This window comes from Sphingomonas profundi (assembly GCF_009739515.1).
Lineage (GTDB): Bacteria > Pseudomonadota > Alphaproteobacteria > Sphingomonadales > Sphingomonadaceae > Alterirhizorhabdus > Alterirhizorhabdus profundi.
In genome coordinates, this window is record NZ_CP046535.1 from 1,587,160 (window position 1) to 1,599,641 (window position 12,482).

A 12,482-nucleotide genomic window follows, 5' to 3' on the forward strand; every position below is an offset into this window, starting at 1 on the left:
GCGGTGCGATACGCAAGACGCGGCGCGGGGAAAAGCCTTACCGGCCCGCCTAAGCGCTTACGCCGCCGCCGGCAGCCTCAGCCGGGCGCAGAGGCCGCCGAGATCCTCGCTCTCCTCCAGGCTCACCGTGCCCTCGTATATCTCCGATACGTCGCGCACGATGGCGAGGCCGAGGCCGGTGCCCGGCTTGCCCGTATCCAGCCGGGCGCCGCGTTCGAACAGCGTGTTGCGCTGCGCCGCCGGTATGCCGGGGCCGTCGTCCTCCACCATGATCTCGACGAAGCCGGCCTCGCGCGTCACCGTGACGAACACCCGGCCCTGACCGTATTTCGCGGCATTCTCGATCAGGTTGCCGAGCATCTCGTCCAGATCCTGCCGCTCGACATGCACCACCGCATCCTTCGCGCCGTCTATGTCGATCGTCACGTGGCGGTGCAGGCGGGAGACGGCGCGCTCCACCGCCTTCACCGATGGCCACACCTCCGACCGGCTCTGCGCGCTGCCGCGCCGCCCAACCGCGCGGGCGCGGGCCAGGTGGTGATCCACCTGCCGGCGCATCGTCGTCGCCTCGCGCACCACCGTCGCGACCAGATCGTCGCTGCCGGCGGTCGCCTCGTTCATGATGACGGTGAGCGGCGTCTTCAGCGCGTGGGCGAGGTTGCCGGCATGGCGCCGCGCCTCCTCCGCCTGCTTCTCGTTATGGGCGAGCAGATCGTTCAGCTCCTCCACCATCGGCTTGATCTCGTCGGGCAGATGCTCGTCCACGCGGGCGATGTGGCCGGTGCGGACGGCGCTGATCTCGCGCCGGATTTTGCGCAGCGGCCACAGGCCGAACGTGGCCTGCAGCGCCGACATGATGATGAGCCCCAGGCCGAGCGCCGCGAAGGAGCGGACCAGCGTCTTGCGCAGGGCGGCGATCTGCTCGTTCAGCCCGGCGCGCGTCTGGGCGACCTGGAAGCGCCATTCGAGTGGCGAATCGGGCAGCTTGATGTCCCGCTCCAGCACGCGCAGCGGATCGGACGGGAATTCGTTGCTGTCATAGACGTGGATGTCGTTGTCATGATGGCCGCGTCGCACGGTGAGCGCCCGATCCCACAGCGAGCGGGAGCGGAACGGATCGAACCCCCGGCCGGAGACCTGCCAGTAGAGCCCCGAATAGGGCTCCAGGAAACGCTGGTCGCCGAGCGGGCGGTTGAACCGCACCTCGCCGTCCGGCCCGGTCTCGGCAGAGGCGATCATCGCCGTCAGCACATATTCCAGCTGCCCGTCGAAATTGCGGGTGATGGCGTCGCGCAGCACGCGATCCAGCGCCAGCCCGCCGCCGAGCAGCAGCAGCATTATCCAGAGGGCGGCGATGCCGATCATGCGCCGGGTGAGCGATCCGGCGCGGCCGCGCCCCGCCCCGGCATCCCGCCCGATCCGCATACGCCGGCCGAACAGGAAGCGCAGCCAGTTGGTCGCCATGACCGGCCAGCGATCCTCGCGCGACGCGGCCGGGGGTGTCTCGCTGCTCATCGCCGGTGCGGCGCGATCAGGCGCCCGGATCTTCCAGGCTGTAGCCGAGGCCGCGGATGGTGGTGATCACGTCCGGCCCCAATTTCTTGCGGATGCGCGTGACGAACACCTCGATCGTGTTCGAATCGCGATCGAAATCCTGATCGTAGATATGCTCGATCAGCTCGGTGCGGCTCACCACCTTGCCCTTGTGGTGCAGCAGGTAGCTGAGCAGCTTATACTCCTGCGCCGTCAGCTTCACCGGCTCGCCGGCCAGCGTGACCTTGCCGGAACGGGTGTCGAGCCGCACGTCGCCGGCCGTCAGCTCGGACGAGGCGTTGCCCGATGCGCGGCGGATCAGCGCGCGCAGGCGGGCGATCAGTTCCTCCGTCTGGAACGGCTTGGCAAGATAGTCGTCGGCCCCGGCATCGAGCCCGGCCACCTTGTCCGACCAGCTGTCGCGCGCGGTGAGCACCAGCACGGGCGTCTCCTTGCCCTCCTTGCGCCAGCGGTCCAGCACGGTGAGCCCGTCCACCTCCGGCAGGCCGAGATCGAGCACGATCGCGTCGTAATTCTCGGTGGAGCCGAGATAATGGCCATCCTCGCCGTCGGTCGCGAGATCGATGGCATAGCCGGCGCCTTCCAGGGTGGCGCGGAGCTGGCGGCCGAGATTCGGCTCGTCCTCGACGATCAATACGCGCATGTCACCCCTTCATCCTCGAACCCGTGTCCTGAGCCCACGCCAGTGGCTTATGGCGCGCGTGCCGCCGGTTCGACAAGCGGCGGCGCGCCTCAGTTGCCGGATCGGCCGAGCACGGCGCCGGTGCGCCCGTCCACGTCCACCCATATCACGGAGCCGCCGCGCATGAACTTCAGGCGGTAGCGCGCGGTATCGGAATCATATTCGGGGCCGATATAGCTGGCGCCGCCCATCTTCGGCACGACGCGCGCCTCGATCTCGCGCAGCGGCCGCACCTCGCCGCGCCGCGTGTCGCTGTAGATCGCGTCCTGATCGCGCCGCCGCTGCTCCGCCCCCGCATGGGCGCCGGCGGCGAGAACCGCACCCGCGAGCGGGAGGAGGATAAATTTCTTCATCGGCATGGGCTTGTGGCATAGGGCCGGCGCATTGAATAGGCGGTGAACAGGCCGCCTCCCACGTTCTCCAGCGATAGTTGCATTATGTCCGCACCCGTTCTCGCCTACGAAGATCTCGGCCTCGTCCAGGGTTCCGGCTGGCTGTTCCGCCACCTCGACATCTATATCGCGCCGCGCGACCGGCTGGCGCTGATCGGCCGCAACGGCGCCGGCAAGACGACGCTGCTGAAGCTGCTGGCGGGGCGCATCGACGCCGACGAGGGCCGCCGCACGATCGTGCCCGGCGCCCGCGTGATCCTGCTGGAGCAGGAGCCGTCTCTCGGCGACCACGCCACCCTGCGCGACTATGCGCTGGCCGGCGACGACGCGCCCGCCGCGCACGAGGTGGAGGCGATCGCCGACCAGATCGGCATCGATCTCTCGCGCGCGTGCGCCACCGCGTCCGGCGGCGAGCGGCGGCGGGCGGCGATCGCGCGGGCGCTGGCGATGGAGCCGGACGTGCTGCTGCTGGACGAGCCGACCAACCATCTCGATATCGCCGCGATCGACTGGCTGGAGGGCTGGCTGGCCCGCTACAACGGCGCCTTCGTCGCAATCAGCCACGATCGCGCGTTCCTGACGCGGCTGACGCGCCAGACCCTGTGGCTCGATCGCGGCGCCATCCGCCGCGCCGAGATCGGCTTCGGCGGGTTCGAGGCGTGGATGGAGAAGGTGCATGCCGACGAGGAACGCAATGCCGAGCGGATCGACGCAAGGCTGAAGCTGGAGGAGCATTGGCTCCAGCGCGGCGTCACCGGGCGGCGGCGGCGCAACCAGGGACGGCTGACCAAGCTGCTGGAGATGCGGGCCACCCGCGCGGCGATGATGGGGCCGCAGGGTACGGCCGCGCTCACCATCTCGTCGGACGACGTCCGCACCAAGACGGTGATCGATGCCGAGCATGTCTCCAAGGGCTTCGGCGACCGCGCCGTGATCCGTGACTTCTCCCTGCGGGTGACGCGGGGCGACCGGATCGGCATCGTCGGCGCGAACGGCGCCGGCAAGTCCACCCTGCTCAAGCTGCTCACCGGCACGATCCCGCCGGACGAGGGCCGCATCCGCCTGGCCAAGACCTTGGAGGCGACGATCATCGACCAGCAGCGCAGCCTCATGGCCCCCGAGAAGACGGTGCGCGAGGTGCTGGCGGACGGCGGCGAGTGGATCGAGGTGCAGGGGACCAAGAAGCACATCCAGGGCTATCTCAAGGAGTTCCTGTTCGAGCCGACGATGGCCGATGCGCGCATCGCCTCGCTCTCCGGCGGCGAGCGATCGCGCCTGCTGCTGGCGCGCGAGTTCGCCCGCCCCTCCAACCTGCTGGTGCTGGACGAGCCGACCAACGACCTCGACCTGGAGACGCTGGACCTGCTGCAGGAGGTGATCGGCGATTATGACGGCACCGTGCTGATCGTCAGCCACGATCGCGATTTCCTCGACCGCACCGTCACTGTGACCTTGGGGCTCGACGGATCGGGCCGGGTGGACGTCGTCGCCGGCGGCTATGAGGACTGGCAGCGCCAGCGCGCGCAGGCGGCCGCCCAGCGCCGCCCGCCGCCGCCGCCAGGTCGGCCGATGCCAGGTCGGCCGATGCGGCCCCCGCGCCGTCGAAACCGCGCACCAAGCTCAGCTACAAGGACCAGCGCGACCTCGATCTGCTGCCCAAGCGGATCGAGGAGATCGAGGCCGCGATCGCGCGCGACGAGGCGGCGCTGGCCGATCCCGCGCTGTACGCCAGAGACCCGGCCCGCTTCGCCGCGCTGACGGAGGCGATCGATGCGGCGCGCGCGCGCAAGGATGAGGCCGAGTTGCGCTGGCTGGAACTGGCCGAGATGGCCGAGTCTTTAGCCGGTTAGGCCGACAAGGATGCTGGAATGACCAACGACGATGGCATGACTACCGACCAAGCGAGGCCCGACGTCCGCCGTTTCCTCGACTATGTGAACGCCCTGCCCGGCCCGCGAACGCACGAGCTGCCGCCCGAGACCTCGCGCGCGCTGTTCCGCCAGATGCGCGACGTGGCGGACGCGCCCGTCGGCGAGCTGGCGGTGATCCGCGATCTTGAGGTGCCGGCCGCGCACGGCGGCATTCGCGCCCGCCTGTACGACGCGCGCGAGGCGCGTGCGCCGGGGCCGGTGATGCTGTTCTTTCACGGCGGCGGCTTCGTCCTCGGCGATCTCGACAGCCACGAGCCGCTCTGCGCCGAGTTCGCCCGCGTGCTGGACATGCCGGTGGTGGCGGTCGACTACCGGCTGGCGCCCGAACATGCCTGGCCCGCCGCGCCCGACGACTGCGAGACGGTGACGCGCTGGGTGGCCGATACGCCGGGCGTGCTCGGCCGCGGCGTCTCCGGCCTAGTGCTGGCCGGGGACAGCGCGGGCGGCACGCTGACGATCGTCACGGCCATGGCCCTGCGCGATCGGCCGGCCGGCGTGCCGGTGCTCGCCCACTTCCCGATCTATCCCTCGCTCGCGCGGTCGCAGGAGTTCCCGTCCTTCGCCGAGTTCAACCAGGGCTATTTCCTGACGCTGGAGGGGATGCGCTTTTTCAGCGAATCCTATCGCGCCGACGTGAGCCATTGGCGTGCCGTGCCGACGCGGGGCGAGATGACGGGCATGCCGCCGGCACTGGTCGTCACCGCCAGCCTCGATCCGATCCGCGATGAAGGCCGCGCCTACGCCTCGGCGCTCGTCGCCGCGGGCGTGCCGACCGTCTATCGCGAGGCGGTGGGCACGATCCACGGCTTCTGCAACCTGCGCAAGGCCATCCCTTCCTCGGAGGGCGACATTCGCGGCGCGCTGGTGGCGCTGAAGGCGATCGTAGTGGAGGCGAGCGCCGCCGCGGCGATGGCGCAGGCCGATCCGGTGCCGGCGTGAACGAGGCGCTGCCCTACCGGCCGGCCGCCGGCGTGATGCTGCTGAACGCGGACGGCAAGGTCTTCGTCGCCCAGCGGATCGACAGCACGCTGGAGGCCTGGCAGATGCCGCAAGGCGGCCTCGATCCCGGCGAGGATGCCCGCGCCGGTGCCCTGCGCGAGCTGGAGGAGGAGACCGGGATCCCGCAGCATCTCGTCGCCGAGATCGCCTGCGCGCGCACGGAGCTGCTCTACGATCTGCCCGCCGACCTGATCGGCAAGCTGTGGAAGGGGCGCTATCGCGGCCAGCGGCAGACCTGGTTCCTCCTCCGCTTCCTGGGCACGGACGCCGACGTGAACCTGGAGACCGAGCATCCCGAGTTCCGCGCCTGGAAGTGGGTCGCCCCGGCCGAGCTGCCGAACCTGATCGTTCCGTTCAAGAAGACGCTCTACGAGGCGGTACTGGCCGAGTTCGCCGAGCATCTGGGCTGACACCCGAGCAACCCACTCCACCCCGTGCCCCGAGCGAAGTCGAGGGGCGGGCCGAGCGCAGCCGAGGCCCACTTATCTCGCAACGCTCAGGTGTGGCGCAGCAGCGAAGCGCGCCGGTTCGCAACATACGTGCTGTGCGTACCGCCGCCGCTCGTGTCTCGACTTCGCTCGTGTCTCGACTTCGCTCGTGTCTCGACTTCGCTCGACAGAAGGGAAGTGGCGGTCCTCTACCCCCGGCCGATCAGCCGCATCGCGATCCGGTCCGCCACCAGCGCGGCGGGGTCGCCGGTGGCGGCGCTCTCGTCCCAGATCTGGTCGAGGCGGCCGGGGATCTGGGCGATGCGCGCCTCCACCTCGGCGCGATCACCCTGCCCGAGATATTCGAGGCCGACATTGATGATGCCGCCGGCGTTGATGACGTAATCGGGTGCGTAGAGGATGCCGCGCGCCTGCAGCCGGGTGCCGTCCTCCGGCGTGGCGAGCTGGTTGTTGGCGCCGCCGGCGACGATCGGCGCGTTCAGCGTCGCGATCGTCTCCGCATCCAGTATCGCGCCCAGCGCGCACGGGCTCACCACCTCCGCCTCGACGCGCAGGATGTCCGCCTTGTCGACGGCCGTACCGCCGAGTTCCGCCGCGAGCGCGTGGGCGCGGCCGGCATCGACGTCGGCGATCGTCAGCCGCGCGCCCTCCGCCGCCAGCCGCCGGGCCAGGCCGCCGCCCACGCTGCCGACGCCCTGGATGGCGACGTGCACGCCGGCAAGATCGTCCCGCTTCAGCCCGCGCCGCACCGCCGCCTTCAGCCCCAGGAACACGCCCAGCGCCGTCAGCGGACCCGGATCGCCGCCGGCCGCCCCCTGTCCCACCGGAAGGCCGGCGACGTGGCGGGTCTCGGCGCTGATCGCCACCATGTCAGCGTCCGACATGCCGACATCCTCGGCCGTCACATAGCGTCCGCCCAGGCTGTCGATCGCGCGGCCGAAGGCGGCGAGCAGCGCGGGCGTCTTGGTGCGGGCCGGATCGGCCAGCACCACGCCCTTGCCGCCGCCCATCGGCAGCCCAGCCATGGCGTTCTTGAAGCTCATGCCGCGGGAGAGGCGCAGCGCGTCCGTCAGCGCGTCCTCGCCATCGGCATAGTGCCAGAAGCGGGTGCCGCCGGCCGCCGGGCCGAGCGCCGTGGAGTGGATCGCGACGATCGCCGTCAACCCCGCCGCACGATCGCGGAACAGGTGGACGCCCTCATGATCGTCGAAATCCGGATAGTCCCACAGCGCGGCCATGATCACGTCCTCACTTAATTGCGTGATCGCGCAATAATATTATTCGCCAGCCGTGACCAGCGGAAAAAGGGAGAGGAGCGGTGGGGCGATCGACGGGGATTGAACCCGCAACCTCCGGTACCACAAACCGGCGCTCTAACCAATTGAGCTACGATCGCCACGGCCATGCCGGCGTGCGCGACCCATAGGAGCGGCCGGGGGCGACCGTCAAGGCGGCAACGTCGCCATGCGGCAATGCTTGCGTCCGCTGCCGCGACGCGACAAAGACCACCCGTGCTTTCCCAACGGACCCGATACGCCATTCGCGCGCTCCTCCATCTCGGCGATCGGTACGGCGAAGGGCCGGTGCAGCTGAGCGAGATCGCCGAGGCTCAGAACATCCCGGCCAAGTTCCTCACCGTCATTCTGTCCGAGATGAAGCGCGCCGGCCTTGTCGAGACGCTGCGCGGCAAGGAGGGCGGCTATTGGCTCGCCCGGCCGCCGGAGCAGGTGACTTATGGCGAGATCGTGCGGCTGACGCGGGGATCGCTGGCGCTGGTGCCGTGCGCCGCCCGCCTCGCCTACACGCCATGCGAGAATTGCGTGGACGAGGCCGGCTGTCGCCTGCGCGCGGTGATGCTTTCCGTGCGGGACGAGACGGCGAAGATCCTCGACCAGATGTCCCTGTCGCAAAAAATGTTCGTTTGACGGTATAAAATCTTGCCGCGCGATCCGCTTGTCGATCGCTGTGGTAGTATATAGGCGAGACCGTCATGAAACGCACCCTCTCCTCCGTCGTCCTCGCGGCCTCGGCCCTCCTGGCGCTCTCCGCCTGCTCGGGCAGTGCGAAGAAGGGTGACGAGGTCGCGCTGCTGAACGTCTCCTACGATCCCACGCGGGAGCTCTACCGCGCGATCGACAGCGGCTTCGCGGCGGACTGGAAGGCGAAGACCGGCCAGACGGTGACGATCAAGATGAGCCATGGCGGATCGGGCAAGCAGTCCCGCTCCGTGATCGACGGGCTGGAGGCGGACGTGGTGACGCTCGCCCTCGCCTACGACATCGATGCGATCGCCGCCAAGACGAAGCGCCTGCCGGCCGACTGGCAGGCCCGCCTGCCGGACAACAGCGCGCCATATTACTCGACGATCGTGTTCCTCGTCCGCAAGGGCAACCCCAAGAACATCCGCGACTGGGGCGATCTGGTGCGACCGGGCGTGCAGGTGATCACGCCGAACCCGAAGACCAGCGGCGGCGCGCGGTGGAACTACCTCGCCGCCTGGGGCTATGGCCGCAAGGCCGGCGGCAGCGATGCCGCCGCGCGCGACTATGTGACGAAGCTCTACAACAACGTGCCGGTGCTGGACAGCGGCGCGCGAGGCGCCACCACCACCTTCGTCGAGCGCGGCATCGGCGACGTGCTGATCGCCTGGGAGAATGAGGCGATGCTGGCCCAGCAGGAGATGGGCAGGGGCAAGTTCGAGATCGTCACCCCGCCTCTGTCCGTCCTCGCCGAGCCGCCGGTGGCGGTGGTGGACGCGAACGCGAAGAAGCACGGCACCGAGGCGGTGGCGAAGGCCTATCTCGATTATCTCTACACCCCGGCGGGGCAGGAGCTGATCGCGCAGAATCACTACCGGCCGCGCAACGCCGCCGTGGCAGCGAAATATGCGGCGGCCTTCCCGAAGATCGAGCTGCTGACGATCGACGGCGACTTCGGCGGCTGGGCGAAGGCGCAGGCCGAGCATTTCGCCGACGGCGCGATCTTCGACGCGATCTTCGCGAAGCGCCGGCGCTAGGCGGGATGGCCGCGGCGGCTTCGGCCGGGCAGCGGGCGGCCGCGCCGGCGCAGCGGTTCGGCCGACGGCGATCGATCGTGCCGGGCTTCGGCCTCACGCTCGGCTTCACCCTGTTCTATCTCTGCCTGATCGTGCTCATTCCGCTGTCGGCGGTGTTCGTGCGCTCGGCCGGGCTCGGCCCCGGCCATTTCGTCGATGTCGGCTTCTCGGCACGCGCGCTCGCTTCCTACCGGCTCAGCTTCGGCGCGGCGGCGGCGGCGGCGGCGGTCAACAGCGTGTTCGGCCTGCTGATCGCCTGGGTGCTGGTGCGCTACGACTTTCCCGGCCGGCGCATCGTCAGCGCGATGGTGGATCTGCCTTTCGCGCTGCCCACGGCTGTCGCCGGTATCTCGCTGACCGCGATCTACGCCGGCAACGGCTGGCTCGGCCGCTTCCTCGAACCCGCCGGCATCAAGGTGGCCTATACGCCGCTGGGCGTGGTGATCGCGCTCGTCTTCATCGGCCTGCCGTTCGTCGTCCGCTCGGTGGAGCCGGTGCTGGCCGATCTGGGCCACGACGTGGAGGAGGCGGCCGCGTCGCTGGGCGCCGGCCGGGTGCGCACGTTCACGCGGGTGATCTTCCCCGCGGTCGGGCCGGCGCTGCTGACCGGCTTCGCCCTCGCTTTCGCCCGCGGGGTGGGCGAATATGGCTCGGTTATCTTCATCGCCGGCAACATGCCGTTCGAATCGGAAGTGTCGCCGCTGCTGATCGTCACCCAGCTCGAACAATATGACTATGCCGGCGCCACCGCGATCGCCAGCGTGATGCTGGTCGCCTCCTTCCTGCTGCTGCTGCTGATCAACCTGATCCAGATCTGGAGCCGGAAGCGGATGGCGAGGTGAGCGGCGGCGCACCCAATCGCCGCGCCACCGCCGAATCGCCGGCGACGCGGATCGTGCTGATCGGCGTGGCGCTGGCCTTCCTCGGCATCTTCCTGCTGCTGCCGCTGATCGCCGTGTTCGCAGAAGCGCTGCAGCGCGGCGTCGCCCCGTTCCTGGATGCCATCGTGGAGCCGGATGCGGTCTCGGCGATCCGCCTTACCCTGATCGTCGCCGCGATCAGCGTGCCGCTGAACATCGTCTTCGGCATCGCGGCGGCATGGGCGATCACCAAGTTCGACTTTCCCGGCAAGGGCCTGCTGATCACCCTGATCGATCTGCCCTTCTCCGTCTCGCCGGTCGTCGCCGGGCTGATGTACATCCTGATGTTCGGCGCGAACGGCTGGCTGGGGCCGTGGCTGGAGGCGCACGACCTGCAGATCGTGTTCGCCGTGCCGGGCATCGTGCTGGCGACGATCTTCGTGACCTTCCCGTTCGTCGCGCGCGAGCTGATCCCGCTGATGGCCGAGCAGGGGCGTGACGACGAGGAGGCGGCGCTGTCGCTCGGCGCCTCCGGCTGGCAGACCTTCTGGCACGTGACCCTGCCGAACATCCGCTGGGGGCTCCTGTACGGGGTGCTGCTGTGCAACGCCCGCGCCATGGGGGAGTTCGGCGCCGTCTCGGTCGTCTCGGGCCACATTCGCGGCCTGACGAACACGATGCCGCTGCATGTCGAGATCCTCTACAACGAGTATAATTTCGTCGCCGCCTTCGCCGTCGCCTCGCTGCTGGCGGGGCTGGCGCTCGTCACTTTGGTGCTCAAGAGCGTGCTGGAATGGCGGTTCGACTATCATCGCGGGGGCAGCGGCCACTGATGGGCATCACCGTATCCGGCATCTCGAAGCGTTTCGGCGGCTTCACCGCGCTCGGCCATATCGATCTGGAGGCGCGGCCCGGCGAGTTCCTCGCGCTGCTCGGCCCGTCCGGATCGGGCAAGACGACCCTGCTGCGGATCATCGCCGGCCTGGAGTTTCCGGATGCCGGCACGGTGGCGTTCGACGGGGCGGACGTGACGAACCAGCCGATCACCGATCGCGGCGTGGGCTTCGTCTTCCAGCAATATGCGCTGTTCCGCCACATGACGGTGGCGGACAACGTCGCCTTCGGCCTCACCGTGCGCCGGCGCAGCACCCGGCCGGCCAGGGCGGAGATCGCCCGGCGGGTGGAGGAACTGCTCGATCTGGTGCAGCTGGGCGGGCTCGGCCGGCGCTATCCGGCACAGCTCTCGGGCGGGCAGCGCCAGCGCGTGGCGCTTGCCCGCGCGCTGGCGGTGGAGCCGCGCATCCTGCTGCTGGACGAGCCGTTCGGCGCGCTCGACGCCAAGGTGCGCAAGGATCTGCGCCGCTGGCTGCGCGAGCTGCACGATCGCATGGGCCTCACCTCCATCTTCGTGACGCACGATCAGGAGGAGGCGCTGGAGCTGGCCGATCGCGTGGTGGTGATGGACCATGGCTCGATCGAGCAGGTGGCGAACCCGCGGACGATCTACGAGGATCCGGCCTCCGCCTTCGTGTTCGATTTCGTCGGCGAATCGAACCGGCTGCCGGTGGCGGTGAAGGGCGGCCGCGCCCACTTCGGCGATCATGCGCTGGATGTGGCGCTGGGCGACGCGGCGGATGGGGCGGGCAGCCTGTTCTTCCGCCCACACGATGCCGAGATCGTCGCGGAGGGCGCGCCGGCGCTGCCGGCCATCGTCTCGCTGGCACGGCCGCGCGGCGGCGCCACCCGCATCGAGGCGCAGGTCGAGGGTCACGCCGCCCCGCTGGAGATCGACTATCGCGGCACCGAGCCGCCCCGGCCCGGCGATCGCATCGGCGTGCGCCCCACCCGCGCCCGCTTGTTTCCGGACGGCTGACCCGCCATTGCCCCGACCTTTGTGTCGAGCGAAGTCGAGACACACCCCTCGCCGCAAGCCGGAGTGGAGGCGGACTGGACGAGAATCTGCTAGGCCGAATCGACGTTCAGCTTTTTGCCTGTCCGCTCATTCTGAGGAGGGGCTGAGCGGAGGCGAAGACCCATCTCGAAGGACCTTTCATGTCCTTCGAGACGCCATTTCGACAGGCTCAATGGCTCCTCAGGATGAGCGGTGTGCATAAATGCGAGTAAATCGAATTGGTTCGCTGAACCTCGATCCGGCCTAGGCGGGGTGTCCATGTCCGATCCCGCCATCGATGACCGCGCTGTCGCCCCCGCCGTAATGCGCGGGCTGGGCGGCCGTTGCCCGGCCTGCGGGCAGGCGCGGCTGTTCGGGCGGTTCCTGAAGCCGGCCGCCACCTGCCCCGGCTGCGGGCAGGACTGGTCCCACCAATGTGCCGATGATTTCCCGGCCTATCTGGTCATCATCGTGCTCGGCCACCTGCTGCTGCCGATCGTCATCGAGGTGAACCACCTCTTCGCGCCCGCAATGGGCGTGCAGATGCTGCTTTGGCCGCTGCTCGCCGCCACGCTGGCGCTGCTGCTGATCCAGCCGGCCAAGGGTGCGGTGATCGCCTTCCAGTGGGCGCGGCGGATGCACGGCTTTGGCGCGCCGCGCCCGTGAGAG

General features: G+C 69.4%; 12 protein-coding genes, 1 tRNA gene and 1 pseudogene. 9 read left to right on the forward strand and 5 right to left on the reverse strand.

Annotation, left to right across the window (positions count from 1 at the left end):
• Positions 1-57: 57 nt before the first annotated feature.
• The 3 genes from GNT64_RS07355 to GNT64_RS07365 all read right to left on the reverse strand — a co-directional run bounded on the left by GNT64_RS07355 (position 58) and on the right by GNT64_RS07365 (position 2,589).
• Complete coding sequence (locus GNT64_RS07355; protein ID WP_231639498.1) at positions 58-1,425, reverse strand: sensor histidine kinase; 1,368 nt, start codon at positions 1,423-1,425, stop codon at positions 58-60.
• A gap of 106 nt (positions 1,426-1,531) precedes the next feature.
• A complete protein-coding gene (locus GNT64_RS07360) occupies positions 1,532-2,197 on the reverse strand; it encodes a response regulator transcription factor (protein ID WP_156678943.1) in 666 nt (221 codons plus the stop codon).
• Between the two features lie 89 nt (positions 2,198-2,286).
• Positions 2,287-2,589, reverse strand: coding sequence for a hypothetical protein (locus tag GNT64_RS07365; RefSeq protein WP_231639353.1), 303 nt, complete (start codon positions 2,587-2,589; stop codon positions 2,287-2,289).
• 84 nt (positions 2,590-2,673) lie between these two features.
• Between GNT64_RS07365 and GNT64_RS07370 the strand changes: the two are divergent.
• The 3 genes and pseudogenes from GNT64_RS07370 to GNT64_RS07380 all read left to right on the forward strand — a co-directional run bounded on the left by GNT64_RS07370 (position 2,674) and on the right by GNT64_RS07380 (position 5,968).
• Positions 2,674-4,478: pseudogene (locus tag GNT64_RS07370) on the forward strand (ABC-F family ATP-binding cassette domain-containing protein).
• 18 nt (positions 4,479-4,496) lie between these two features.
• Entirely contained in the window at positions 4,497-5,498 is a 1,002-nt protein-coding gene (locus GNT64_RS07375; protein ID WP_231639354.1) for an alpha/beta hydrolase, read from the forward strand.
• Positions 5,495-5,968: an RNA pyrophosphohydrolase gene (locus tag GNT64_RS07380; protein ID WP_156678945.1), complete on the forward strand. Its 474-nt coding sequence runs from the start codon at positions 5,495-5,497 to the stop codon at positions 5,966-5,968. The genes GNT64_RS07375 and GNT64_RS07380 overlap by 4 nt, the downstream gene beginning before the upstream one ends.
• Before the next feature lie 227 nt (positions 5,969-6,195).
• Here the strand turns inward: GNT64_RS07380 and GNT64_RS07385 are convergent, their stop codons facing one another.
• Together GNT64_RS07385 and GNT64_RS07390 are read right to left on the reverse strand one after the other, a co-directional pair.
• A complete protein-coding gene (locus tag GNT64_RS07385) occupies positions 6,196-7,245 on the reverse strand; it encodes a Glu/Leu/Phe/Val family dehydrogenase (RefSeq protein WP_156678946.1) in 1,050 nt (349 codons plus the stop codon).
• A gap of 81 nt (positions 7,246-7,326) precedes the next feature.
• Positions 7,327-7,403 (reverse strand) — tRNA-His (locus GNT64_RS07390).
• A 115-nt stretch (positions 7,404-7,518) separates the two neighbouring features.
• Between GNT64_RS07390 and GNT64_RS07395 the strand changes: the two genes are divergently transcribed.
• The 6 genes from GNT64_RS07395 to GNT64_RS07420 all read left to right on the forward strand — a co-directional run bounded on the left by GNT64_RS07395 (position 7,519) and on the right by GNT64_RS07420 (position 12,479).
• Complete coding sequence (locus tag GNT64_RS07395) at positions 7,519-7,932, forward strand: RrF2 family transcriptional regulator (protein WP_156678947.1); 414 nt, start codon at positions 7,519-7,521, stop codon at positions 7,930-7,932.
• A gap of 65 nt (positions 7,933-7,997) precedes the next feature.
• Positions 7,998-9,023 carry a sulfate ABC transporter substrate-binding protein gene (locus GNT64_RS07400; protein ID WP_156678948.1) on the forward strand — a complete coding sequence of 342 codons (1,026 nt, stop codon included), beginning with the start codon at positions 7,998-8,000 and terminating at the stop codon, positions 9,021-9,023.
• A gap of 5 nt (positions 9,024-9,028) precedes the next feature.
• The gene (cysT, locus tag GNT64_RS07405; protein ID WP_156678949.1) at positions 9,029-9,904 is read left to right on the forward strand and encodes a sulfate ABC transporter permease subunit CysT; all 876 of its coding nucleotides are present in this window, start codon (positions 9,029-9,031) and stop codon (positions 9,902-9,904) included.
• Entirely contained in the window at positions 9,901-10,755 is an 855-nt protein-coding gene (gene cysW / locus GNT64_RS07410; RefSeq protein WP_231639355.1) for a sulfate ABC transporter permease subunit CysW, read from the forward strand. Before cysT ends, cysW begins: the two co-directional genes overlap by 4 nt.
• On the forward strand, positions 10,755-11,795 hold the full coding sequence (locus tag GNT64_RS07415) for a sulfate/molybdate ABC transporter ATP-binding protein (RefSeq protein WP_156678951.1): 1,041 nt from the start codon (positions 10,755-10,757) through the stop codon (positions 11,793-11,795). Before cysW ends, GNT64_RS07415 begins: the two co-directional genes overlap by 1 nt.
• Before the next feature lie 297 nt (positions 11,796-12,092).
• Positions 12,093-12,479 carry a DUF983 domain-containing protein gene (locus tag GNT64_RS07420; RefSeq protein WP_156678952.1) on the forward strand — a complete coding sequence of 129 codons (387 nt, stop codon included), beginning with the start codon at positions 12,093-12,095 and terminating at the stop codon, positions 12,477-12,479.
• The last annotated feature ends 3 nt before the right edge of the window (positions 12,480-12,482 follow it).

Coding starts and splice junctions, on each gene's coding strand:
- GNT64_RS07385 (WP_156678946.1), bottom strand. CDS start 7,245: ATGGCCGCGCTGTGGGACTATCCGGATTTCGACGATCATGAGGGCGTC.
- GNT64_RS07375 (WP_231639354.1), top strand. CDS start 4,497: ATGACCAACGACGATGGCATGACTACCGACCAAGCGAGGCCCGACGTC.
- GNT64_RS07365 (WP_231639353.1), bottom strand. CDS start 2,589: ATGAAGAAATTTATCCTCCTCCCGCTCGCGGGTGCGGTTCTCGCCGCC.
- cysT (WP_156678949.1), top strand. CDS start 9,029: ATGGCCGCGGCGGCTTCGGCCGGGCAGCGGGCGGCCGCGCCGGCGCAG.
- GNT64_RS07355 (WP_231639498.1), bottom strand. CDS start 1,425: ATGCGGATCGGGCGGGATGCCGGGGCGGGGCGCGGCCGCGCCGGATCG.
- GNT64_RS07360 (WP_156678943.1), bottom strand. CDS start 2,197: ATGCGCGTATTGATCGTCGAGGACGAGCCGAATCTCGGCCGCCAGCTC.
- GNT64_RS07420 (WP_156678952.1), top strand. CDS start 12,093: ATGTCCGATCCCGCCATCGATGACCGCGCTGTCGCCCCCGCCGTAATG.
- GNT64_RS07415 (WP_156678951.1), top strand. CDS start 10,755: ATGGGCATCACCGTATCCGGCATCTCGAAGCGTTTCGGCGGCTTCACC.
- GNT64_RS07400 (WP_156678948.1), top strand. CDS start 7,998: ATGAAACGCACCCTCTCCTCCGTCGTCCTCGCGGCCTCGGCCCTCCTG.